Genomic DNA, 21,353 nt, shown 5'->3' on the forward strand with positions numbered 1-21,353 from the left:
CGAGTGAGCCGCTTTAGCGGTGCAGGCGACAGGATTTGTCGTGGAGGCGGAGGCGCTCATCAGTCCACCCGCATCGGCATGAGAATTGCCGACCAAGCCGTGTCCGCCGGGTTGCGCACCACCGCTGGCGCGGCTTCGTCGTTCATGCCGAACACGATCTCGTCGCCACGGCTCGCCGCTAAGAGCGACGCCAGGTAGCCGCCGTTGAAGCCAATGGAGAACCCCTCGGCAGTGTGCTGGCAAGGCACCACGACCTTCGCGCACAGTTCCAAGCTGAGGTAGGCGGCGGTTAGAGTTGCCGTGCTGTCGGCATTGAAAGTGATTTTGACTGCCCGGTCGAATTTGCTGTGGCCGGTGATGCCGGCGATCGCCCGGCGCAGGTCGGCAACGTTGAAAAGCGCCTGCTTGTCGCTGTGGGTCGGAATGACCTTCGTTACATCAGGATAGGTGCCGTCGATGAGCTGCGAGCAAAAGCGCAGGTCCGCGCCGCCGCTGCGGGTAGTGAAACCGAAGCGTAGCGCACCAGGGCGTGCCGGTGCGATGCCTTCCATCTTGTTGGCAGGTGCGACCGAGCCGAGAATTAGGCGGACGCCTTCCTCCGCGCCCTTGGCCAGATCGATAAGCACCCCGACCGCTTTGCGCGGTATGATGACGCTGTCCGGCAGCGCGCCAACAGCGTCCGGGGCCTCGATGTCCACCATGTACAAGCGGTGTCCGTCGGTCGCCTCCGCGCGGATCGTGGTCGGCCCCATTGGGCGCAAGCGGACGCCATTGAGATAGTAGCGCGTCGCCTCTGTCGAGATAGCGTCCTTGACACGCGCGATTGCCGCGATGTCCGCCTTCGACAACGTCGCTGCGAAGGTTTCAGTCAGCGGGCGGGCCAAATCCAGAGGGAAGTCGTCCGTCGGCATCGTGCCCACTGTGACGTCGAGTGAGCCGCTTTTCAGGAGCAGCTTGCCGTCATCGATATGGGCAGCGACCATCTTGTCGCCGGAGACGCCGACAGCGGTCGCAACCATCGCCGGGTGCTGCATGACGAAGTCAGCATCAGGGCCCGGCGTGCGCGGCACGGCAGCAACGAGCGCCATATCTAGGTCGGTGCCGGTGACCTCGAATGCACCGTTGGCATGACAATGCACCATGCCCACGATCGGTATGGTGTTGCGGCGCTCGATGACCTTGCTGGCCAGGTTCACGGCGCGCCGAAAGTCGGCAGAGGCGATTTCCATATTCACAGTCATTCTCCCTGCTTGAGAGCAGCGCGACGCGTCTGCTCATTCGCGATCAATTCTTCGATGACGGGGGTCGGCGTGATCGCAGTCACCGGCCACCGATAGAAATCGGAGGGACGCACCCGCGCCAGCCGCTCGACCGGCATCTGCCGAATGAGCGTGCGGATCATGGGGGCGTCGTATGGGATCACGCGAGCAGGCCGACGCTGGCGCAGGCCGCCGCGAAGTCGCGCGGATCGCGCAGCCAATGCGCGCCGGCCTTCAACTGCGCACGGAGCAACGCGCGACATCCATCGGTCGCAGCTTTGCGCTCGGCGGTGACGATCTTGCCGTCATCCACCGGCGTTGCCGCCGGGCTCAGGGTCGTCGGCGCAATACGGTGCGCGGGACGCGGATTTACGCTCGCGGAAGCGGTGGTCGCCGCTGCCGCGCCAGTCTTGGCGGCCATAGTGTCACTCCTTGCGGGCGAGCCCGCGTTCAGGTCCTCAAAGGGCGGGGGTGGCTGCCCCCTTGGCGATGCATTCGAGCTGGTGGCGGAGCCGCGCGCTGGCGCGATCCAGGTCGGCGAGATGGTCGAGCACGACGGACGCCTCGGCCGCCGTCACGTCCGCCCCGCCCGCGCTGCCGCCGCTGATGGCATCCGACACGGCGCGCGACACGTCGCCCAGCTCGCTCGACAGTTCGAGAACGGTCAACTGCAATTGACGATCGTCGGTCACCGCCTCGGGAAGCATGATGAACACGCCGCCGAGCATCCGCGCCATGGCGTTGATGATGTGCGGGTGGCCGCTCTCGCCGTGGCCGATCGTCTCGATCTTCACCGCGTCGCGCACGGTGATGCTGTCGCGGTGGTTCGGCGAGCAGCAGCGCGACAGTTGGCTATCGGACGTGCCCGTCTCGTCCTCGCAGACCTTGAGGCCGCCGGCCGCTTGGATCGCGCGCTTGGTGGCGGCGGCGAGGCGCTGCTCGTCGCTGGGGAGCTTATTGTCCATCGTTCGAACCCTGTTCTGCGGGCTGGGAAACATGAGTTTCCTTTCCCGCTGCGGCGGCGGTGATCCGCCGGTTAAAACCTGCGCCATGATGACGCTCACTCTCCGCCGAAAAGCCGCCGGCAGCGCGCGCCTTGAGAACAGCGCTGCCGGCGTAGTCAGCAGGGAGGTTGCCATGCTGGTCGGCCTGAAAGGCCGGCACGGCGTCTCCGCGGGCGAGAGGAAAAAGCCCGCGAAGCTGGGGAAAGGGGGTGGCGGCGATCACGCGGCGGCGGCCTGGGTCACGCCGCTGACGATCGCGTCGATGTCGATGGACGGTTTGGCGACTGCGACGGCCAGCTTGAGATGCGCGAGCCGCGATGCCGGGATGCCGTTCTTCCGCCAGCTATGGACGGTAGAAACGGGCGTCGTCGCCAACCGCGCAACAGCCGTGGTGCCGCCCAGGGCATCGATCACATGATTTGCCAAACGATCCATGACCGTCATCTTGCGATATCCGCAAGTCAGACGCAAGCACATTCTTGCGATTTCAGCGATTGCGATATTCGCAGCGACCGGCTTGATACGCTGATGCAGCCGGATGACATCAAGCGCGAATTACGACTCAGGGGCATGAGCCAGCGCGACCTCGCCGACGCGGTTGGGATGGATGAAACACATCTATCGAAGTCGCTCGCCGGTAAGCGGCAATTCAAGATCGCAGAAATGGACGCGATAAGGTCCGAGCTGGCCCCCGAACCCGGTTCAGAGGATAGACTGGCCCTTCGCTCTATCCCATTGCTAGGTGAGGTCCCGGCGGGCGCATTTGATGCCAGGAGCCAAAGGAGCGGCGGGCGGATCATCGTGACCGACCCCGATGTACCTCCGCGAGCCTATGGACTGACCATTAAAGGCGACTCCATGGACCTGATAGTTCCAGACGGCTCGCAGGTCATCGTTGATCCAGACGAGCGGAAGCTTTGGCCAGGCTTCCGGTACATCGTTCGATCAGCCGACGGCGAGACCACATTCAAAGAATATCAGGACGGTCCAGCGCGCCTGGTTCCCTGCTCAAGCAATCCCGCTCATCGAGAAATCTTGCTCGGGTCGGAACCTGTGACGATCGAAGGGCGCGTTTTCTCGTACATGATGAGAGACGTTCCTAGGCGGTCTGTCTGATGCTTTCGTCGTGCGCCCACTCGATGCGCACCGGGGCGTCGAGATAGAGCTGACCCCATTCGTCACGCTCTGCCAAACCGAGTAGAACGGCGTCTTGAAGGGCGTGCTGCTTCTTTGTCCGCCAGGGTGCGCGCGCCTCTCCGAACGCTGTTACCCGGTACACAATCGCCACGCCGCATCTCCGATAGACCTAACCTAGGGAAACATAATGGGAACAAAACGGAGGCGCTGTCTACCCACTTGCTGATATCGCAAATATTTTGATTGACGTGGAGTTTGCGATAACCGCATAACAGGCCCATCGCCGCATCACGCGGCATGGAGCCCCGCCGATGTCTACGGCACCCAACTACGACCCCGACCTGGCCCAGGCGATTGACGACCTCGCCCCGATTGCCGCCGAACTGCTGGCGGCCGAGAAGCGCCGCGACGACCTGCCGCCGCAGACTGCCGACTCTGTCCGTGATCAGCTCAACGAGCAGATTGAGGACCTGCTCGCCATCTTCGACGTGCGCGCCGGCCGGCTGGCTATGGAGCCCGATGCGCTCCGCCTGATCGTCACCGAGGCCGCCCGCCTGGTCGGGCGCGGCCCGAAGCCGTCGCCGCACGATTTGGAGCGCGCGCTGTCGGACATGGTGCATGTCGCCACCGCCGACGATCGCATCGCGCACCTGCGCCGCAGCCGTGCCCAGGCGGCAGTCGAGCGGACCACGCGCGCCCGCGTCGCCGCCAACAACGCGCTGATCGCATTCCAGGCGCTGCGCGCATGAGGGCCGATCCTCTGATCGTCGCCGAGATGGTGGCCGCCGGTATGGGGCAAGACGAGGCTTGCGCCGCCGTCGACCGCGTGTTTGCCGCCATCCCGGCCGTGCTGCGCACGGGCAAGGGCGTGACGCTCCCCGGCGTCGGCCGGCTGGTCGCGCCGCGCAAGCCCGTGTGGCTGCCCGGCACCGTCAAGACGCACGCCCGCGAGCAGCGCAAGGTCGGCCTGCAGCGCGGCGAGATCATCGAGAAGGGCGAGCCCTATGCGGTGACGGGCAACCTCAAGGGTCCGTCGCTGTGAGCGGCCCATTCGCCGCCTGGGCGCTCGGTGTCGCCTGCATCGCCTTCATGGGCGGCTATGCCGTCTATGCCCTGTGGGTCACGATCGCGCCCAACCGCGCGAAGATCGCCGCCGCGATCGCGCCGGTCCTGCCCCGCTTCCTCCGTTCTCCAGCCGCCTCGGGCACGCCCCACGTGCCGGCACCCCTCCCCCAGCTCCGCCGCGTCGAGGCCGCTGCCGAGCCAGCCATTCAGGTGCGCCCATGACTGGCGAGGCCGCATGATGGCGCTGGTCTATCACGGCACGCCGCTGACGCCGCGCGCCGCCCTGATGGCCGTTTCCGGCCGGGCATTCTGCGTCAGCTATTTCCGCCCCGACAGCGTGCAGGACGTGGAGGCGATCAGCCCCTTCATCATGTTCGACAACGGCGCTTTCTCGTTCTGGATGCAGTCGCTGCGCGCCGGCGTCGACCCCATGGATGCGGGCCGGTCGGAGTGGTCGGTCTATTTCGAATGGCTGGAAGCGCGGCTGTTCGAACCGGGCCGCTGGGCGGTCATTCCTGACAAGCCCGCCGCGCCGTCGCAGATGAATGATGGCTTGGTGAACGAGTGGCCGTTCGGTCCGGCCCGAGGCGCGCCCGTCTGGCACATGGACGGGCCGATTGATCGCCTGGGCCGCCTCTGCGACCGGTTCGACCGTGTATGCCTGGGCTGGATCGGCGACCCGAAGCGCGAGCCGGTCGGCTGTGACGCCTTTCGCCGACGGATGGATGAGGTCGACGCGCTGTTCGGAAACCGGTGGCCCGTCACGCATATGCTGCGCGGCGTCTTGGTAGGCGGCGATTATCCATTCGCGAGCTGCGACAGCACTAGCTTGGCGCAGAACCACCACCGCTACCGGCAGCCGCTCTTCGCGGGGCTCCCCGACGAATGGTCAGGGGTGCGCGCCTACGCCGAAAAACTCGAAAGGATGGCAGCATGATCTCGTTCGAAACCGCCCGGGACATCGCTTTCGCCTATCGCGAAGTCGAAACTGGCGAGAAGCTGCTCGCCGACTTGGACAAGGCGAAGGAGCGCTACACCGCGCCCGACATTCGCGACGCCTTTGGCCGCCGTCAGGATGGCCTGACGCTCGGCGTCCCGTCCGGTGACAGCAGCCGCACCATGTACCAGGTATCATGGTCGTTGGCGGTGCCGGTGGTCGAGGCGCACATTGCCAACGCACGTGCGCGCATCGCTGCCCTGTGTGAGAAGGCCGCAGCCGAGATGACACATCCGGACACTGTCGGAGGTCCGGCGGCATGACTGCGCATCTAGCCTTCCCGCGCCCGCCGAAGGCGAGCAAGCACTGCCGGCACTATTCCTACAAGCTGCCGATCACCCTGCCTGACAGCGGGCCGCACTGCGCAGCCGGGCACGACATGAGCGCGCCGGGCGCGGCGATGCCCTGTATGCCCGAGCCTCGGGGAGCGTGCTGCGATCGGGCGGAATATACCGACCAAGAGCGGGCCGCATGGCGCGCCGCCGTCGAAGCGTCGCAATCCCGCCTGGCGGCTGCTCTTCGCGCGCTGCCCTCGCCGATCCCGCTGCGCACGTCCGGCACAGTCAAATGCCCGAACTGCGGCGGCGCGCTGCGATATGCCCGCTGGCGTCGGGGCGCGGAGGTCGGGTGCGACACGGACGGCTGCTGCGGCGCGCGGTTCAGTATCGCCGCCGATGCCGACTGGCCCGTTTTTGCTCAAGCCAAGGAAGAGGATCGCTCATGAACGCGATCGCGACGAAGCCGCTCAAGGCCTACGCCGTCAACGAGCACGATGAGCAGAGCGGAGCCATCTACTTCGCCCGCCACGCCATCACGGCCCGTAAGGCCGGGGCGAACGAGTATGGTGACGGCGAACTCAGCTATGTGAGTTGCAAGCGAGCACCCTGGGCTGACCGCTTTGCGGACACCGGCATCGTGCCCGCGTCCGTCATGGTCGAGCAGGGTTGGCATTTCGAATGCACCTGCTGCGGCGTGCGGATTGATGAGGACTTGAGCGATCGTTGGCAGGAAGGCCAACACGATTGCCTGTCCGACATGCTGCGCCAGGCACGCCGCCGCCGCAAATGGACGCCTTCGATGATCGTCGGCACTCAGCATAGCGCAGTTTTCTGCGATGCGGCCTGTGAGGCAGCATGGCAGATAGTGCGGGCGGAGACGCGTCGCATCGAAGCGCGCATTGCCGCCCGGTTCAAGGCCATTGTGCTGCGCCGCTTCCCTGATGCGGAGATCGTTGACGGCGGTGACCGGTTCCAGCGCCCTCATGTCTATGTCACCCGCAACGCCGCCGGCCGGTTGGTGCCTCGGCAAGCTGTGGTCGCCTTCCGCTTCCCCGGGATGAAAAGCGCGCCCGCTACCCTGCGCTGGGACCACCGGTCGACGTATCACGGTGGCAAGCCCCATTGGAGCTGCTGCGTAGGCGATCAGGCGGCGTTTGAGGCCTGGGCACGTGGCCAGGCAGTCCCCAGCGACCTGCCGCCCGTCCCGGAGGAAGCGGCATAATGCGCCAGATCGATCCCATTTCGGTCGCCGAAGAGCATAAGCGGATCACCCAGCAGGCCGACGCGCTCAAGCGGCGCGGCAGCGCGGCACTCGCGCTGGGCTGGTTCAGTGACCACGCGCTCAGCAAGTCCGGTAGCGGACCGCGCGTCCCGATCACGAGCGGCGTGCTGCCCGACCAGCTTCGGCCGATCGCCGACGCCACCGCAAACGTCGAGCACGTCCGCCCCTACCTCACCCGAGCCTTTCGAGAGGCTCACCGCAGCATCATCGAGCGCGCCATCGAATTGGCGCAGGCTGATTTCGAGCAGAAGGAACCCCAAGCATGACCGCCCGCGAACAGCACCTCGCCGCCCTGGCGGCGCTGCCGCCGGCCACCGCCGCCGACGACCGGCTCATCCCGATCGCGCGCGTCGAGCAGATTGCCGGCATCATGCGCAGCCGCATCTATCAGCTCATCCGACAGGGGTCGTTCCCTGCCCCGTACAAGCCGGGCGGGTTTGCCTCGCGCTGGAGCGAGGCTGGGGTTCGCGGCTGGGTCGATTCTCTCAAGGCGAAGGCAGCATGACGACGTTCCGCATTTGATTAGAGGCGTATGACTGATCGTCAAAAATAACGTGCCAGTTGATTGCTGATCAAGGATGGGCATTGTGCATTCAGGCGCCATGCGGCTGAATGCACAATGCTTTCCTACAAATGCCTCTTACAGCATGCCATAAGCGAAGATAAAAGGATGCCCTTGCTATAGCAGCTAAAGGCAGCCTTCTACCAATTAGCGTTCCACTCGCTTCGGAAGCTTTCATCATTGACAATCAGATTGCGCCAAGAAGCATCGCTACAGCTTACAACAAGCAAGCGATCGTTCTTGCTGAGTATTTTATTAAAGTAATCGAAAACGACAGACTTTGAGTCGCTAGTTCCAATGTACCAGACGGTTTCCAGAATGCGACCTCGGGTCCACTTCACATTGGCCGAGATATACGCATCCATCTCCTTATGGGTGGGAGTGGAGCCGTTTAGGTCATACGAAACGATATAATTTGCCATCTAATTGCCTTCAGTTGGCAATCGCCTTGACCCGTCATGCGAAGAGAGTACTCTCCTATCGCTTACCACAGCCGTTCCGCCGACGATTGCATTCGTTTAGCGGATGATCCGGGCCGGAGCCGCCACAGCTCCGGCCCAAATCATGTCGATAGCGATTATTGATAACCACAAATCAGAAGTCGAGCGCATTTCGTACATGCTGATGGCTTGCAGATTTCAATGTGGCAATATTGCAACACCGATAGTAATGTTTGCTTACAGTAATTATTTGTGAACGCGAATATGCCTCTTTCGTCGGAAACCTGAAGTTTCTGGCCCTAAGCATGGGCAATAGAGCGACGCCTCTCATGCTTATACCGCGCCTGCCTCGTCACCGTGGTCAGGCTCCCGCTGAGCGCGTTTCGTGACAAGCGTTGGTTACTCTCGCCTCGGTCCCGTTGCTGCATCGCGGATCGGCTTCCCGAGCTGCTCTGCCGGAGCCCCTAGCCCCTCGCTAATCAGGTCGGCCCACTCACACGCTAGCTCGCGCCGCCGGGGCATATAGGCCGCCCGGTTGTACGCACCCTCGACCTTGTTCTCGGGGATATGCGCCAGCATGAGGTCGATGATCGCTCGGTCGGGTGACGCATCCTTGTGCCCCGCCTCGCGCCATAGCCGGTCGGCGCGCTCGTTCATGCAGATCGAGAAGGCCGCGCGGAAACCATGTGGAACATGGCGCTGGTAATCACCGGCTCGGATCAGCAGCGCACGCAGCGTGTTTTCGCTGATCGGCTTATGCGTGTGGCGCTCGCTCGGGAAAAGGCACGGCAGGCCGCCGGACAGCAGCCGCACCGTGCGCAGCACCTCGCCACCCTGGGGACGCTTCCGTCGACGACCGGCTCATCCCGATCGCGCGCGTCGAGCAGATCGCCGGCCTCATGCGCAGCCGCACCTACCAGCTCATCCGACAGGGGTTATTCCCTGCCCCGTACAAGCCGGGCGGGTTCGCCTCGCGCTGGAGTGAGGCCGGGGTGCGGTGTTGGGTGGATGCGATCAGGGCCAAGGCGGCTTAACCAGCAACCTTCCGAAGGCATCGCTCAGCAATGCAGCTAGACGAAAATAGCTAATCGGCTGAAGGAAGCAACTATAAGGCACATGTCTGTCCGCACGGGCAAACTCAGAATTTCTTCTTCAGCCCCGCGTCGGTAAGTGTGCCATTTGCAGTGTGTCGAGATTTAATATTACCATCTACGGTGACGTGGCGTTTGACGGAAGGGCAGTACCATATTTCATGGTCGCCCTTCCCTTCTCGCTCGTAGTGGCAGCCGGCTTCAGCAAGAAGCCTTCTGACCTCCTTGGTATAGCCAACCATTAACAGGCTGGCAGAGCGCCGCCTAAGCGAACCGGGCTGTCAAAAACGAGCTTCACACTCTTTTCTTCCAAGCGATTGCGATGAGCCCGCAAAATCTCACTCCTATTCAGAGCCAGCATTTCTGGCGCGCATTCCTCAATGCGCCGGACAAGATCAGCCGGATCGTCTGCTTCCAGACGCAAGCCGGGAATGTCAGATTGCGCCACGTACCAGACACTCGCCTCGTCATCGAAAGCAAGGTGGATTTTTAGCTCAATCTCCATTTCGCCGCGCCGGAGCATACGCCACATGCTGCGCAGAGCACTCCTGTCGAAAAACATGGTACCTTTCCCTGTAGCCCATCGCACGCTGTACGCGTCCCGGGCTAACGCCTCATTTGTAGGTTCCAGCCCACATGGCAATAGCTGTGACCCTAAATTATGCGCCCCCGCGCATAATTGCAAAGGTGGTGATTTGTCAAGCAGCGCTCTCGCAATTCGACGTTGCAACTCGTTGCAATTTTTTATCGCTGTTGCGATATGCAACGTTGTGGCAGACGAGATAACGCTATCCACCAAGCTGCGCCTTGAGGCTGCTCTTCGGAAAAAAAACCGAGAACGGCGCTTGCTCGATCGCGAGATCGAGGCTCTCAGCAAGCAGCTCAATGAGCTACGAAGGCTGGAAAATGCTGCCGAGCCCATTGCTAGGGTTTCGAGCATCGGAAGGGTGCGCGCTGAATGGGCTATCCTTGAGAGGCTCAGGCGCGCCCACCCGACGGAAGTAACTTCTGGCTCCTTATGGCTTGCAGCAAAAGCGGCAGGCATCACCTCCCCTGATACTTTCAGATCACACCTTCACCGAATGAAAGAAAAGGGTATAATAAAGTCAGAGTCTAGAGGGCGATGGAGTATAGTATCTGGGATACCAGCCACCCCTTACATCCCTGAAGCTACTATGAAAAAGCTTAACAACATTGACAAGATGGTGAATAATGCCCAAGATTATATTAGGATTGTCGTTCATAAAAAGCCATCTGATGAATGATCACTCTCGCCCTGGTCCGGTTGCGGCATAGCGGATTGGCTTCCCGAGCTGCTCCGCCGGAGCCTCCAGCCCCTCACTTATGAGGTCGGCCCACTCGCACGCCAGTTCACGCCGCCGGGGCATATATGCAGCCCGATTGTATGCCCCCTCGACCTTGTTCTCGGGTACGTGCGCCAGCATGAGGTCGATGATCGCGCGATCGGGCGAGGCGTCCTTGTGCCCAGCCTCGCGCCACAGCCGGTCCGCGCGCTCGTTCATGTAGGTGGAGAAGGCGGCGCGGAACCCGTGCGGGACGTGGCGCTGGTAATAGCCCGCCCGGATCAGCAGCGCGCGCAGCGTGTTCTCGCTAATCGGCTTATGCGTGTGGCGCTCGCTCGGGAACAGGTACGGCAGGCCGCCGGACAGCAGCCGCACCGTGCGCAGCACCTCCACCGTCTGGGGCGCGAGCGGCACCAGATGGTCGCCACCCTCCTCCGCCTTGCGATCCTCGTCGCCCTTCATGCGCGCCGCCGGGATGCGCCAGAGCGCCGCCGGGGCGGCCTTCTCCGGCTTCGACCAGTCGATGCCCTCGAACTCGCCCCAGGCGGCGAACCGGATTTCGCCCGGGCGAACGGCGGTCAGCGCGAGGAAGCGCAGCGCCAGCTTGGTCCCAGCGCGGCACCGCTCCGCGTCGCAGTCCGCCAGCAGCTTGCGGATAACCGCGAGCCGCTCTTCCTGACTGTCGACGCGGTCGATGATCGATGGCTGTTTCTTCGATCGCGGCTTGTCGCGCAGCGCCTTGCCCAGGCTCGCCGCCGGGTCGGCCTCGCAGATGCCGGCCGCGATACCATAGACGAATATGGCACTGGCGCGCTGGCGCAGCCGCTGCGCCGTCTCGATCGCGCCGCGCCGCTCCACCACCTGCAGGACCTCCAGCAGGCGCGGGGCCTTGATGGCGGTGATCGGCAGGTCGCCGATGGCCGGGAACAGGTCGCGCTCCATGCTGTCCATCACGTCGGCGGCATGGACCTTGGACCAGCCTGGCTTGCGCAGGTCGTACCAGCGCCGGGCGACCACCTCGAACGTGTTGGCATCGGTCTGGGCGCGGGCCCTGACGGCGACCCTCTTCTCGATCGCGGGGTCGCGCCCTTCCGTCAGCAGCCGCTTGGCCTCGTCGCGTTTCGCGCGCGCCTCGACCAGGGTGACCGCAGGGTATGAGCCGAACGTCAGCGTCTTCTGCGCCGGCTTTCCGGCGGCGTTGACGCCGTAGGTATAGTTCATCCGCCAGTGTTTGCCGCCGGCCGTCGTGACGTGGAGATAGAGCTGGCCAGAGTCGCCCAGCTTATAGGCGCTCTCCCTGGCTTTCGCGGCCTTGGCCTTCGCGTCTGTCAGCACCTGCCAACCTCATACCATGGACCTGCGCGGCCCGTACCATGTGAAATGCCATGGCGACCGGTGGACGCCAATGCACGGGTATGGACAACCCGCGCCGCAGCGATGCAAGGTTTTCCGGGGGTTTGGAAGCCCGACTGTACGAGAAAATACCATGGCGCATGGTATGATGGCGGAGACGGAGGGATTCGAACCCTCGGTACGGTTTCCCGTACGACGCTTTAGCAAAGCGTTGGTTTCAGCCACTCACCCACGTCTCCGGATGCGGCAGGCGGCGGCTATAGCCAGCGTTTCGCCTGGGATCAACCGCCTTTCCATGCGACGGAACGCATAATCGTTCATTGCGTGGCAAGGCGCAGATTGGTTAACCGGGCCCGGTCCTCGACAGGGGCGGTTCTGGCTAAGGGGCGATGATGGTGAAGTGGCTGACAACATGGGCGGCGGTGACCGCCATCGGCGCGATGCCCGTCGCGGCGCAGGTGCGGACCATCGATCCCAACCGCGCCGTCGATGGCGATCTTGCCGGCCCGCCCCCCGCCGCCGCCACATCCTCCCCGGCCCAGCGCCCCTATTCCCCGCCCGCCGAGCAGACGGAGCCCGTCGTCCAGACGCCGCTGCCGCAAGGGTCGACGCCGCCGGCGCAACAGGCGCGCGCCGACGCCACTACCCAGGCCGCCGACACCTATGAACGCGACGACCTGATGGCGGCGGGCGAGGGCGTGTTCGGCAAGGGCGCGGAAGGGCTGGCCGGGATCATCGAGAAGATTCTGAAGGATCAGGGCCGCCCCAACGCCTATATCGCCGGGCGCGAGGCATCGGGCGCGTTCGTGGTCGGGCTGCGCTACGGCTCGGGCGTGATGACCCACAAGGTCGAAGGGCAGATGCCGGTCTACTGGACCGGCCCCTCGGTCGGTTTCGACGTCGGCGGCGACGCCAACAAGGTGTTCGTGCTGGTCTATAACCTCTACGACACCGAGGAGCTGTTCCACCGCTTCCCCGGCGCGGAAGGGCGTCTCTATGCGGTCGGCGGCTTCGCCGCGACCTATTTGCGGCGCGGCAATGTCGTGCTGATCCCGATCCGGCTGGGCGTCGGTTGGCGCGCGGGCGTCAATGTCGGCTATATGAACTTCACCCACAAGACGCGCTGGCTGCCCTTCTGACCGCAATACATCCACCCGTGCGGGCGATCAGACACCCCCCTGTCGCACATGGGTAATCCGGGCGGACCCTGCTGAGAGTATCGGATCGCGCGGCTGGCGGCTCTGGCGGTGGCCCCGCCCCCGCGCTAGCCTGTCCGCCATGGCCACGATCGCAGTCTACAGCCTGAAGGGGGGCGTCGGCAAAACCACCCTGGCGGTGAACCTGGCATGGTGCGCGGCGACCCTGTCGGCCCGCCGCACCCTGTTATGGGATCTCGATCCGCAGGGCGGCGCGACCTTCCTGCTCGGCGCGGAGCGGATCGGGCTGGGCCAGGCCCATGCGATCTTCGCCCGCGACATCCCGCCCGAGAAGCTGATCCGGCCGACCGGCATTGACCGGCTCGACCTGCTGCCCGCCGACCAGTCGCTGCGGGGGATCGATCATTTTTTCCGCGGCTTGGGCAAGAAGCGGCGATTGCAGAAACTGGTCGAGGCGCTGGTCCACCGCTACGACCGCATCGTCCTGGACTGCCCGCCCGGCCTGACCGAGACGACCGAGCAGGTGATGCGGGCCGCGACGCTGATCCTGGCACCGGTCATTCCTTCGCCACTGTCGCAGCGCGCGTTCGACGAGGTGGCGCGTCACCTGGCCTCGGCCGGCGGACGCCGTGCGGCGATCCTGCCGGTGTTCAGCATGGTCGACCGACGCCGCGCGCTGCACAATGCCGCGCTCGCCGCCGCGCCCGACTGGCCGGTGATCCCGATGGCGAGCGCGGTCGAGGCGATGGCGGTCCACCGCCGACCATTGGGCGGCTTCGCCGCGAACAGCCCGGCGGCCGAGGCGACGGCCCGGCTATGGACCGGCGTGGAACGGCGGTTGGCGCAGGGCTGACAGGGTGTCTGGGGGAACGGCGCCGTTCCCCTCCCATATCCTGCCGGCGGGGCCGGAACCCGTGCGAAGGTCCCGGCTTCTGCCGAGTCGGTATGTGGGTCGCTGAATCTCCCGCTCTAGTCCGCCCCTAGAGCACGAACCGGCTAAGGTCGGTGTTCCGCGCGATGCCCGCGAGCTGCCGGTCAACATAGGCCGCGTCGATCGTCAGCGTCTCGCCCTTGCGGTCCTCGGCATCGAAGCTGACTTCCTCCAGCAGCTTCTCCATCACCGTCTGCAAGCGACGCGCGCCGATATTCTCGACCTGCCCGTTCACCTCGGCGGCGATGCGCGCCACCGCGGCGATGCCGTCCTCGGTGAAGGCGATGTCGACCTGCTCGGTCGCCAGCAGCGCCTTGTACTGCGCGGGCAGCGAGGCCTTGGTGTCCGACAGGATCGCGACGAAGTCCGCCTCGGTCAGCCCCTTCAGCTCCACCCGGATCGGCAGCCGGCCCTGCAGCTCGGGCAGCAGGTCGGACGGCTTGGCGACGTGGAACGCGCCCGATGCGATGAACAGCACATGGTCGGTCTTCATCGGCCCGTATTTGGTCGAGACGGTCGTCCCTTCGATCAGCGGCAGCAGGTCACGCTGCACGCCCTCGCGGCTGACCGAGCCGCCGCGCACGTCGCTGACCGCGATCTTGTCGATCTCGTCGAGGAAGACGATGCCGTTCTCCTCCGCGTTCGACAGCGCAACCCGGTTGACGTCATCCTGGTCGAGCCGCTTGTCCGCTTCCTCCTCGACCAGCTTCTCCCAGGCGGCACGGACGTTGAGCTTGCGCTTCTTGAGCGGCGCGCCGCCGAACGCCTTGCCCATCATCTCCGACAGGTTGATCATGCCGACATTGCCGCCGCCGCCGGGCATCTCGAACGGCATCTGCGGCGCCTGCTCGATTTCGATCTCCACCTCGGTCTGGTCGAGATGGCCGTCGCGGAACCGCTGTTCGAAGGCGGCGCGCGTCGCCTGGCTCGAGTCCTTGCCGACCAGCGCGTCGAGCAGCCGGGCGAGCGCCGCCTCCTCCGCCTTGTCCTTGACGGCGGCCCGGCGGCGGTCCTTCTCCAGCCGGATCGCTTCCTCGACCAGGTCGCGGGCGATCTGCTCCACGTCGCGGCCGACATAACCGACCTCGGTGAACTTGGTCGCCTCCACCTTCACGAAGGGCGCGTCGGCCAGCTTGGCGAGGCGGCGGCTGATCTCGGTCTTGCCGCAGCCGGTCGGCCCGATCATCAGGATGTTCTTGGGCGTCACCTCGTCGCGCAGGTCGGCGTCGAGGTGCTGGCGGCGCCAGCGATTGCGCAGCGCCACCGCCACCGCGCGCTTGGCATCGGCCTGGCCGATGATGTGCGAGTCGAGTGCGGCGACGATCGTCTTGGGCGTCAGTTGGTCGTTCATAGAATCAGAGGGCCTTGATCGGCGGATGGGGAAGGTCGGAGACGAAGGACCGGGTCAGCTCGCGCTGTCGAGCGACTCCAGCGTCAGCCGGTCGTTGGTGTAGACGCAGATTTCGGCGGCAATCTTCATCGCCTTGCGCGCCAGCGTCTCGGCATCGGGTTCGTAATCGGCCAGCGCCCGCGCCGCCGACAGCGCGTAATTGCCGCCCGATCCGATCGCAGCGATGCCCGCCTCCGGCTCCAGCACATCGCCATTGCCGGTCAGGATCAGCGTCACATCCTTGTCGGCGACGATCATCATCGCTTCCAGGTTGCGCAGGTACTTGTCGGTTCGCCAGTCCTTGGCCAGCTCGACCGCCGCGCGCATCAGCTGCCCGCCATGCCGCTCCAGCTTCGCCTCCAGCCGTTCGAACAAGGTGAAGGCATCGGCCGTCGCGCCCGCGAAGCCGCCGATCACGCCGCCGCCATCCTTGTCCGTCGCGCCCAGCCGACGGACCTTGCGCGCATTGGGCTTCATCACCGTCTGGCCCATCGACACCTGGCCGTCGCCGACCACCACGACCTTGCCGCCGCGACGGACCGACAAAATGGTGGTGCCGTGCCAGGCCGGCGCAGCACCACCGCGTTCATTCATGTTCCCGCTCATCGCCCGCATGTAGGCGCGCGGGGCGACGGTTCAACGTGGGCGTCGACGCTGTATCACGAACCGAGCCGGTCGACCTTCGCCTTCAGGTCCGCCAATTCCGACTTGAGCGCGGCGATCTGGTCGTCCTTGGCGCTGGCGGATGCGGCGGCGCCCGGCGCCGGGGCGGGCGACGCGGCGGCGGGTTCCGCGCCGGGCTTGAACGCCTGGGTCGCCACGTCGAACATCGCCATGTTGCGCTTGGCGATCTCCTCGAACGGCGAGCCGGCGAACGCCCCTTCCAACGCGGAGCGGAACTGCATCTGGTTGCGGCGGAAACTGTCCATCGACGCCTCCAGATAGCTGGGCACCATCGACTGCATCGAGTCGCCGTACATGGAGATCAGCTGGCGCAGGAAACTGACCGGTAGCATCGTCTGGCCCCGGCTTTCCTCCTCCATGATGATCTGGGTGAGGACGTTGTGGGTGATGTCCTCCTCGGTCTTGGCGTCGACGACCTTGAACTCGCGGCCCTCGCGGGTCATCGCCGCCAGATGCTCCAGCGTGATGTAGGAGGAGGTCTCGGTATTGTAGAGGCGGCGGTTGGCGTATTTCTTGATGATGACCACACCGCCCGGATTCGGCTTCTTCACGGCACTGCCCCCCTCTCGCTGTTTGCGCGGAGACTAGGGCCATGGTTGACGCGCCGCAACACGCCAGCCGTGATACGCATCATTTTTCCGTGCTGCGCAGCAATTTGACCGAGGCGGCACGGCTAAAGACGAATATCGGGGGGATAGTGCCGAAAGCATGGCCGGGCCGCTGGATCGGGGCGGGGCGAACGCCTAGATAAGCCGCGCCTATCACCAGGGGATTTTCCAACGTGACCGCACCCACCGACATCGTCATCACCGCCGCCAAGCGCACGCCCGTCGGCGCGTTCCTGGGCGCCTTCGCGGCGACGCCCGCGCATGAACTGGGCCGGGTGGCGATCACCGCCGCGCTCGAGCAGGCCGGCGTGGCCGGCGAGGAGGTTTCCGAGGTCATCATGGGCCAGGTGCTGACCGCTGCCCAGGGGCAGAACCCCGCCCGCCAGGCATCGATGGCGGCCGGCGTGCCGAAGGAAGTGCCCGCCTGGGGCGTCAACCAGGTCTGCGGCTCGGGACTGCGCGCCGTTGCGCTGGCGGCGCAGGCGGTAGCGACCGGCGACGCCACGATCGTGGTCGCGGGCGGTCAGGAATCCATGTCGCTCTCTCCCCATGCGCAGACGATGCGCGGCGGCACCAAGATGGGCCCGGTCAGCCTGGTCGACACCATGGTGCATGACGGCCTGGCCGATGTGTTTAACGGCTATCACATGGGCATCACCGCCGAGAATCTCGCCGAACAATATCAGGTGACCCGCGCCGAACAGGACCAGTTCTCGGTCCGCTCGCAGAATCTGGCGGAGGCGGCGCGCGCGTCGGGACGGTTCAAGGACGAGATCGCGCCGGTGACCGTCAAGGGCCGCAAGGGCGACACCGTGGTCGAGCAGGACGAATATATCCGCGCCGGCGCGACGATCGACAGCGTGTCGGGCGTGCGCCCCGCCTTCAAGAAGGACGGCACGGTGACGGCGGCGAACGCGTCCGGCCTCAATGACGGCGCGGCGGCGATCGTCGTCATGACCCGCGCCGAGGCGGAGAAGCGCGGCAGTCCGATCCTGGCGACGATCCGCAGCTGGGCCTCGGCCGGCGTGGACCCGTCGGTGATGGGCATCGGCCCCGTCCCCGCCACCAAGCGGGCGCTGGAGAAGGCCGGCTGGACCGTGGCCGATCTCGACCTGATCGAGGCGAACGAGGCGTTCGCGGCCCAGGCGCTGTCGGTCGGCAAGGAACTCGGCTTCGATGCGGACAAGGTGAACGTCAATGGCGGCGCAATCGCGCTCGGCCATCCGATCGGCGCCAGTGGCGCCCGCGTGCTGACCACGCTGATCTACGAGATGCAGAAGCGCGACGCTGCCAGGGGCCTCGCCACCCTGTGCATCGGCGGCGGCATGGGCATCGCCATGTGCCTCGAACGCGACTGACTTAGGACCGGAACGGATGTTGCAGTCTTGCAACATCCGTTCATCAAATTGTAATCTTTGACGTAGGTTTATTGCCTAACCCCCTGATTGACGTTCTTTTGTGTCGCACGGCACGAACGTCGGCTTACCCGGCATCATAGCCGGTTCAGGGGGAATACCTTGCACATCACCCGTTTCTTGGGCGCCACGGCGCTCGCCTCGACTCTGCTTGTCTCGACCATGGCGTGGGCGCAAACCACGCCGTCGGGGTCGCCGGGCGACATCGTCAATCCCGGGCAGACCGCAGCGGATTCGGCGCAGGCGCGCTCGACCGACGAGCAGCCCGTCGAAATCACCGTCACCGGATCGCGTCTGGCCCGGCCGAACGAGATCGCCGGCGCGCCGATCACCACGGTCACCGCGGCCGAACTGGGCGTCACCGCCCGCACGTCCGTCGGCGACGTGCTGAACGACCTGCCGCAGCTGACCAGCACCTTCAGCCAGCAGAACTCGACCCGCTTCCTGGGCACGGCCGGTCTGAACCTGCTCAACCTGCGCGGTCTCGGTACGCAGCGCACGCTGGTGCTGGTCAACGGCCGCCGCCATGTCGGTGCCGACATCCTCAACAACGCCGTGTCGCCCGACACCAACACCTTTCCGACCGATCTGATCGAGCGCGTCGACCTGCTGACCGGCGCCAGCTCGGCCGTCTATGGTTCGGACGCACTGGCGGGTGTCGTCAACTTCGTCCTCAAGCAGGATTTCGAAGGTGTGCAGCTGCGTGGTCAGGGTGCGGTCAGCCAATATGGCGATGCCGGATCCTATTATACCAGCGTCCTCGCGGGCAAGAACTTCGCCGAAGGCCGCGGCAATATCGCCGTCGACCTGGAATATGCCCGCCAGAACAGCGTCTATGCGTCCGATCGCGACTACCTGCGCCAGAACAACACCTTCGTCACGGTCGACACGGACACGGCCGGCATCGCTGCGGGCCAGACGCTGATCAACTATGACGGCATTCCCGACAACCAGTTCCTGCGCGACATCCGTTCGGCGACGCTCTCGGCCGGCGGCCTGGTGACGATCGCCGGTGCCACCCGTACCGCCAGCGGCTCGGCCTTCTCCAACAGCCTGTGCGCCGCGGGCGCGCGCGACGTGGTCGGTCGCGCCTTCACCTGCAACTATTTGTTCCAGTCCAACGGCAGCCTGGCGGCGCAGACCGGGCAGCGCGTCGGCCTCGCGGCAGGCACGGCGGCCAATCCCGTCGGCACGGCGGCCGGATCGTTCCTGGGCGGCAATGGCGATACGCGTCGCGAGGGCCAGCTGATCCAGCTCCAGCCGCAACTCGACCGCTACTCGGCCAACCTGATCGGCCATTTCGAATTCTCGCCCGCCTTCGTGCCCTTCGTCGAGGCGAAATATGTCCGCACCGACACGTTCGGCCAAGGCACGTCGGGTCCGGCCTTCTTCACCGGCTCGACGCTCGACGCGTTCTACGAGCGCCCGCGCCTCGACAATCCCTATCTCAGCGCCGATGCGCGCACCACGATCGCCAACGCGATCCTGGCCAGCGGCATCAATCCCAATTCGACCTCGGGCGCGCTGCTGACCGACGCCGACCGTACCGCGATCGCCAACGGGTCTTATCGCTTCATCCTGCGCAAGAACCTGACCGACCTGGGCATCCGCTCGGAAAAAGCGCGTCGCGAGACCTATCGCGCCGTGGTCGGTGCCCGCGGTACGTTCAACGACGACTGGAACTATGAACTGTCGGCCAACTACGGCGAGTTCAAGGAGAAGACCAAGGTCCTGGGCAATCTGAACCAGCAGCGGATGTTGCTGGCGCTGGACGCGGTGCGCAATCCCGCGACCGGCCAGATCGTCTGCGGCGCGCAGCTCGACGCGACCCGCGCCAACCGGATCGCCTCGACGCTGGGCATCGACAATCCGTCGGTCCTTGCCGCCGATATCGCCGCCTGCCAGCCGCTCAATCCGTTCGGCGTCGGCAACATCTCCGATGCGGCCCGCAACTACGTCCTGTCGGATACGGTATCGAGCGGCAAGATCACGCAGCTCGACATCTCCGGCTTCGTTGCGGGCGACACCAGCGGCTTCTTCAACCTGCCGGGCGGTCCGCTGGCGATCTCCATCGGCGGCGAATATCGTCGCGAGACCGCTTTCTACGAGCAGGATCCGCTCGTGTCGGCAGGCTATACCTTCTACAACGCCATCGCGCGCTTCGACCCAACCTCGTTCGAGGTCAAGGAAGCGTTCGGCGAACTCAAGGTGCCGCTGTTGAAGGACGTCACGCTCATCAAGGAGCTGACGGTGAGCGGCGCGGGCCGCGTCTCTGACTATAAGGGTTCGGCCGGTACGGTCTGGGCGTACAATGCCGATGCCGTCTACTCGCCATTCGAAGGCGTCCGCTTCCGCGCCGCCTATGGCCGGTCGGTGCGCGCGCCCAACCTGTCGGACCTCTACTCGCCGCAGTCGCAGAACTTCGCGTCGGTGGTCGACCCCTGCTCCGCGATCAACATCGCCAGCGGCACCCAGTTCCGGGCCGCGAACTGCGCGGCGGCGGGCATTCCGACCAGCTATGACTATCGCTATACGCAGACGCTGGAAATCGTCAGCGGCGGCAATCCCGACCTGTCCGTCGAGAAGTCCGACTCCTACACCTATGGCGTCGTGATCCAGCCGGTGCAGACCCCCGGCTTGTCGCTGTCGGTCGATTACTTCAACATCAAGGTCAACAACGTCATCACCGCCCCGTCGGCGCAGCAGATCATCAACAGCTGCTACGACACGCCGCAGCCCAGCCAGCAGTTCTGCGGCCTGTTCCAGCGCGTCGGTGCCGGCCAGACCGGTCCGAACGGCGAGCAGGAATATCGTATCGTCGAAGGTACGCTGCAGCAGACCTTGCTCAACTACGCCAAGCTGCAGGTCCGCGGCATCGACGCCAACCTCGCCTATACGCGCCGGGTCGGCGATGTGCGCCTGTCGACGCAGATCATCTACACCCATCAGTTCCAGAACGACCAGTTCCTGGATCCGACCCAGCCGGGCTTCGCCGACACGATCCGCGGCGAGATCGGCCAGCCGATCGACGCGGTGAACTGGAACATCGGCGCGGACTTCGGCCAGTTCTACACCAACGTGCAGATGCGGTACCTGTCCAAAATGTCGGTCGGCGCGATCGAGAACCTGGTAACCTTCCAGGGCCGCCCGCCCCAGAACGCCGACATCTACGACATCAACTACTATCCCGAAGTGTTCTATCTCGACCTGAAGTTCGGCGTAAACATCAACGAGCGGTCGAACTTCTACTTCGGCATCGATAACGTCACGAACCGCACGCCGCCGCTCTTCTCGACCGGCACGGGCGCTGGCACCGGCATCTACGATGCCATCGGCCGTCGTTTCTATGCGGGTGTGACGGCGCGCTTCTAAGAGCGGGTCATCGACAGCAGGCGG

28 protein-coding genes and 1 tRNA gene are annotated in these 21,353 nt (G+C 64.9%); 16 read left to right on the forward strand and 13 right to left on the reverse strand.

All coding sequences use genetic code 11. The features are described 5' to 3' along the window. Window positions 1–59 precede the first annotated feature (59 nt). Genes GGQ96_RS15380 through GGQ96_RS15405 form a run of 6 tightly spaced genes read right to left on the reverse strand, consistent with a single transcriptional unit; the run spans window position 60 to window position 2,677 of the window. Complete coding sequence (locus GGQ96_RS15380) at window positions 60–1,241, reverse strand: DNA polymerase III subunit beta (protein WP_184116377.1); 1,182 nt, start codon at window positions 1,239–1,241, stop codon at window positions 60–62. Further along, window positions 1,238–1,402: a hypothetical protein gene (locus tag GGQ96_RS15385; protein WP_184116379.1), complete on the reverse strand. Its 165-nt coding sequence runs from the start codon at window positions 1,400–1,402 to the stop codon at window positions 1,238–1,240. Before GGQ96_RS15385 ends, GGQ96_RS15380 begins: the two co-directional genes overlap by 4 nt. Window positions 1,403–1,419: 17 nt before the next feature. Next, entirely contained in the window at window positions 1,420–1,680 is a 261-nt protein-coding gene (locus GGQ96_RS15390; RefSeq protein WP_184116381.1) for a hypothetical protein, read from the reverse strand. A gap of 37 nt (window positions 1,681–1,717) precedes the next feature. Continuing rightward, a complete protein-coding gene (locus GGQ96_RS15395; protein WP_184116383.1) occupies window positions 1,718–2,224 on the reverse strand; it encodes a phage regulatory CII family protein in 507 nt (168 codons plus the stop codon). Then, window positions 2,214–2,486: a hypothetical protein gene (locus tag GGQ96_RS15400; protein ID WP_184116385.1), complete on the reverse strand. Its 273-nt coding sequence runs from the start codon at window positions 2,484–2,486 to the stop codon at window positions 2,214–2,216. The genes GGQ96_RS15395 and GGQ96_RS15400 overlap by 11 nt, the downstream gene beginning before the upstream one ends. After that, window positions 2,483–2,677, reverse strand: coding sequence for a carph-isopro domain-containing protein (locus tag GGQ96_RS15405; protein WP_184116387.1), 195 nt, complete (start codon window positions 2,675–2,677; stop codon window positions 2,483–2,485). Before GGQ96_RS15405 ends, GGQ96_RS15400 begins: the two co-directional genes overlap by 4 nt. Here GGQ96_RS15405 and GGQ96_RS15410 point away from each other — a divergent pair, their 5' ends adjacent. The 10 genes from GGQ96_RS15410 (at window position 2,678) to GGQ96_RS15455 (ending at window position 7,527) form a co-directional block, all read left to right on the forward strand. Then, window positions 2,678–3,379 carry a LexA family protein gene (locus tag GGQ96_RS15410; protein ID WP_246360642.1) on the forward strand — a complete coding sequence of 234 codons (702 nt, stop codon included), beginning with the start codon at window positions 2,678–2,680 and terminating at the stop codon, window positions 3,377–3,379. A gap of 332 nt (window positions 3,380–3,711) precedes the next feature. Then, on the forward strand, window positions 3,712–4,149 hold the full coding sequence (locus tag GGQ96_RS15415; protein ID WP_184116389.1) for a hypothetical protein: 438 nt from the start codon (window positions 3,712–3,714) through the stop codon (window positions 4,147–4,149). Beyond that, complete coding sequence (locus GGQ96_RS15420) at window positions 4,146–4,442, forward strand: hypothetical protein (RefSeq protein ID WP_184116391.1); 297 nt, start codon at window positions 4,146–4,148, stop codon at window positions 4,440–4,442. Before GGQ96_RS15415 ends, GGQ96_RS15420 begins: the two co-directional genes overlap by 4 nt. Further along, the gene (locus GGQ96_RS15425) at window positions 4,439–4,687 is read left to right on the forward strand and encodes a hypothetical protein (RefSeq protein WP_184116393.1); all 249 of its coding nucleotides are present in this window, start codon (window positions 4,439–4,441) and stop codon (window positions 4,685–4,687) included. The genes GGQ96_RS15420 and GGQ96_RS15425 overlap by 4 nt, the downstream gene beginning before the upstream one ends. A 13-nt stretch (window positions 4,688–4,700) precedes the next feature. Next, the gene (locus tag GGQ96_RS15430; RefSeq protein ID WP_184116395.1) at window positions 4,701–5,402 is read left to right on the forward strand and encodes a hypothetical protein; all 702 of its coding nucleotides are present in this window, start codon (window positions 4,701–4,703) and stop codon (window positions 5,400–5,402) included. Continuing rightward, window positions 5,399–5,725, forward strand: coding sequence for a hypothetical protein (locus GGQ96_RS15435; protein ID WP_184116397.1), 327 nt, complete (start codon window positions 5,399–5,401; stop codon window positions 5,723–5,725). Before GGQ96_RS15430 ends, GGQ96_RS15435 begins: the two co-directional genes overlap by 4 nt. Next, window positions 5,722–6,186 carry a hypothetical protein gene (locus GGQ96_RS15440; protein ID WP_184116399.1) on the forward strand — a complete coding sequence of 155 codons (465 nt, stop codon included), beginning with the start codon at window positions 5,722–5,724 and terminating at the stop codon, window positions 6,184–6,186. Before GGQ96_RS15435 ends, GGQ96_RS15440 begins: the two co-directional genes overlap by 4 nt. After that, window positions 6,183–6,962 carry a hypothetical protein gene (locus GGQ96_RS15445; protein WP_184116401.1) on the forward strand — a complete coding sequence of 260 codons (780 nt, stop codon included), beginning with the start codon at window positions 6,183–6,185 and terminating at the stop codon, window positions 6,960–6,962. Before GGQ96_RS15440 ends, GGQ96_RS15445 begins: the two co-directional genes overlap by 4 nt. After that, window positions 6,962–7,288: a hypothetical protein gene (locus GGQ96_RS15450; protein ID WP_184116403.1), complete on the forward strand. Its 327-nt coding sequence runs from the start codon at window positions 6,962–6,964 to the stop codon at window positions 7,286–7,288. The genes GGQ96_RS15445 and GGQ96_RS15450 overlap by 1 nt, the downstream gene beginning before the upstream one ends. After that, complete coding sequence (locus tag GGQ96_RS15455) at window positions 7,285–7,527, forward strand: helix-turn-helix transcriptional regulator (protein ID WP_184116405.1); 243 nt, start codon at window positions 7,285–7,287, stop codon at window positions 7,525–7,527. Before GGQ96_RS15450 ends, GGQ96_RS15455 begins: the two co-directional genes overlap by 4 nt. Before the next feature lie 896 nt (window positions 7,528–8,423). Here GGQ96_RS15455 and GGQ96_RS15460 read toward each other — a convergent pair. Continuing rightward, entirely contained in the window at window positions 8,424–8,849 is a 426-nt protein-coding gene (locus tag GGQ96_RS15460) for a tyrosine-type recombinase/integrase (RefSeq protein ID WP_343059085.1), read from the reverse strand. 44 nt (window positions 8,850–8,893) lie between these two features. Between GGQ96_RS15460 and GGQ96_RS15465 the strand changes: the two genes are divergently transcribed. Beyond that, window positions 8,894–9,058 carry a helix-turn-helix transcriptional regulator gene (locus GGQ96_RS15465; protein ID WP_425506708.1) on the forward strand — a complete coding sequence of 55 codons (165 nt, stop codon included), beginning with the start codon at window positions 8,894–8,896 and terminating at the stop codon, window positions 9,056–9,058. Between the two features lie 298 nt (window positions 9,059–9,356). Here GGQ96_RS15465 and GGQ96_RS15470 read toward each other — a convergent pair whose 3' ends face one another. Continuing rightward, window positions 9,357–9,677, reverse strand: a complete 321-nt coding sequence (locus GGQ96_RS15470; protein ID WP_184116407.1) for a DUF1902 domain-containing protein — start codon at window positions 9,675–9,677, stop codon at window positions 9,357–9,359. Window positions 9,678–9,960: 283 nt separating this feature from the next. On the opposite strand from GGQ96_RS15470, the gene GGQ96_RS15475 reads away from it, so the two are divergent. Then, window positions 9,961–10,380: a hypothetical protein gene (locus GGQ96_RS15475; RefSeq protein WP_184116409.1), complete on the forward strand. Its 420-nt coding sequence runs from the start codon at window positions 9,961–9,963 to the stop codon at window positions 10,378–10,380. On the opposite strand, the gene GGQ96_RS15480 is transcribed toward GGQ96_RS15475, so the two are convergent. Beyond that, window positions 10,381–11,754: a phage integrase central domain-containing protein gene (locus tag GGQ96_RS15480; RefSeq protein WP_184116411.1), complete on the reverse strand. Its 1,374-nt coding sequence runs from the start codon at window positions 11,752–11,754 to the stop codon at window positions 10,381–10,383. A 167-nt stretch (window positions 11,755–11,921) separates the two neighbouring features. Next, a tRNA-Ser gene (locus GGQ96_RS15485) sits at window positions 11,922–12,011 on the reverse strand. A 153-nt stretch (window positions 12,012–12,164) separates the two neighbouring features. Between GGQ96_RS15485 and GGQ96_RS15490 the strand changes: the two genes are divergently transcribed. Further along, window positions 12,165–12,911, forward strand: a complete 747-nt coding sequence (locus GGQ96_RS15490) for a DUF1134 domain-containing protein (protein WP_246360645.1) — start codon at window positions 12,165–12,167, stop codon at window positions 12,909–12,911. A gap of 139 nt (window positions 12,912–13,050) precedes the next feature. Then, complete coding sequence (locus tag GGQ96_RS15495; RefSeq protein WP_184116414.1) at window positions 13,051–13,782, forward strand: ParA family protein; 732 nt, start codon at window positions 13,051–13,053, stop codon at window positions 13,780–13,782. Between the two features lie 127 nt (window positions 13,783–13,909). Here the strand turns inward: GGQ96_RS15495 and hslU are convergent, their stop codons facing one another. From hslU to phaR, 3 genes are all read right to left on the reverse strand, one after another. Further along, a complete protein-coding gene (gene hslU / locus GGQ96_RS15500) occupies window positions 13,910–15,211 on the reverse strand; it encodes an ATP-dependent protease ATPase subunit HslU (protein WP_184116416.1) in 1,302 nt (433 codons plus the stop codon). 54 nt (window positions 15,212–15,265) lie between these two features. Next, entirely contained in the window at window positions 15,266–15,844 is a 579-nt protein-coding gene (gene hslV, locus GGQ96_RS15505; RefSeq protein WP_184116418.1) for an ATP-dependent protease subunit HslV, read from the reverse strand. A gap of 65 nt (window positions 15,845–15,909) precedes the next feature. Beyond that, entirely contained in the window at window positions 15,910–16,485 is a 576-nt protein-coding gene (gene phaR, locus GGQ96_RS15510) for a polyhydroxyalkanoate synthesis repressor PhaR (RefSeq protein ID WP_184116420.1), read from the reverse strand. A gap of 230 nt (window positions 16,486–16,715) precedes the next feature. Between phaR and GGQ96_RS15515 the strand changes: the two genes are divergently transcribed. Together GGQ96_RS15515 and GGQ96_RS15520 are read left to right on the forward strand one after the other, a co-directional pair. Beyond that, the gene (locus GGQ96_RS15515; RefSeq protein ID WP_184116422.1) at window positions 16,716–17,900 is read left to right on the forward strand and encodes an acetyl-CoA C-acyltransferase; all 1,185 of its coding nucleotides are present in this window, start codon (window positions 16,716–16,718) and stop codon (window positions 17,898–17,900) included. A gap of 219 nt (window positions 17,901–18,119) precedes the next feature. After that, window positions 18,120–21,329: a TonB-dependent receptor domain-containing protein gene (locus GGQ96_RS15520; RefSeq protein ID WP_184116595.1), complete on the forward strand. Its 3,210-nt coding sequence runs from the start codon at window positions 18,120–18,122 to the stop codon at window positions 21,327–21,329. Window positions 21,330–21,353: the final 24 nt, after the last annotated feature.

It is taken from the genome of Sphingomonas abaci (genome assembly GCF_014199625.1).
Classification (GTDB): Bacteria; Pseudomonadota; Alphaproteobacteria; order Sphingomonadales; family Sphingomonadaceae; genus Sphingomonas; species Sphingomonas abaci.

Coding starts and splice junctions, on each gene's coding strand:
- GGQ96_RS15440 (WP_184116399.1), top strand. CDS start 5,722: ATGACTGCGCATCTAGCCTTCCCGCGCCCGCCGAAGGCGAGCAAGCAC.
- GGQ96_RS15490 (WP_246360645.1), top strand. CDS start 12,165: ATGGTGAAGTGGCTGACAACATGGGCGGCGGTGACCGCCATCGGCGCG.
- GGQ96_RS15410 (WP_246360642.1), top strand. CDS start 2,678: ATGATTTGCCAAACGATCCATGACCGTCATCTTGCGATATCCGCAAGT.
- GGQ96_RS15420 (WP_184116391.1), top strand. CDS start 4,146: ATGAGGGCCGATCCTCTGATCGTCGCCGAGATGGTGGCCGCCGGTATG.
- GGQ96_RS15495 (WP_184116414.1), top strand. CDS start 13,051: ATGGCCACGATCGCAGTCTACAGCCTGAAGGGGGGCGTCGGCAAAACC.
- GGQ96_RS15435 (WP_184116397.1), top strand. CDS start 5,399: ATGATCTCGTTCGAAACCGCCCGGGACATCGCTTTCGCCTATCGCGAA.
- GGQ96_RS15395 (WP_184116383.1), bottom strand. CDS start 2,224: ATGGACAATAAGCTCCCCAGCGACGAGCAGCGCCTCGCCGCCGCCACC.
- hslV (WP_184116418.1), bottom strand. CDS start 15,844: ATGAATGAACGCGGTGGTGCTGCGCCGGCCTGGCACGGCACCACCATT.
- GGQ96_RS15380 (WP_184116377.1), bottom strand. CDS start 1,241: ATGACTGTGAATATGGAAATCGCCTCTGCCGACTTTCGGCGCGCCGTG.
- GGQ96_RS15450 (WP_184116403.1), top strand. CDS start 6,962: ATGCGCCAGATCGATCCCATTTCGGTCGCCGAAGAGCATAAGCGGATC.
- GGQ96_RS15385 (WP_184116379.1), bottom strand. CDS start 1,402: ATGATCCGCACGCTCATTCGGCAGATGCCGGTCGAGCGGCTGGCGCGG.
- GGQ96_RS15430 (WP_184116395.1), top strand. CDS start 4,701: ATGATGGCGCTGGTCTATCACGGCACGCCGCTGACGCCGCGCGCCGCC.
- GGQ96_RS15445 (WP_184116401.1), top strand. CDS start 6,183: ATGAACGCGATCGCGACGAAGCCGCTCAAGGCCTACGCCGTCAACGAG.
- hslU (WP_184116416.1), bottom strand. CDS start 15,211: ATGAACGACCAACTGACGCCCAAGACGATCGTCGCCGCACTCGACTCG.
- GGQ96_RS15415 (WP_184116389.1), top strand. CDS start 3,712: ATGTCTACGGCACCCAACTACGACCCCGACCTGGCCCAGGCGATTGAC.
- GGQ96_RS15390 (WP_184116381.1), bottom strand. CDS start 1,680: ATGGCCGCCAAGACTGGCGCGGCAGCGGCGACCACCGCTTCCGCGAGC.
- GGQ96_RS15455 (WP_184116405.1), top strand. CDS start 7,285: ATGACCGCCCGCGAACAGCACCTCGCCGCCCTGGCGGCGCTGCCGCCG.
- GGQ96_RS15520 (WP_184116595.1), top strand. CDS start 18,120: ATGGCGTGGGCGCAAACCACGCCGTCGGGGTCGCCGGGCGACATCGTC.
- GGQ96_RS15470 (WP_184116407.1), bottom strand. CDS start 9,677: ATGTTTTTCGACAGGAGTGCTCTGCGCAGCATGTGGCGTATGCTCCGG.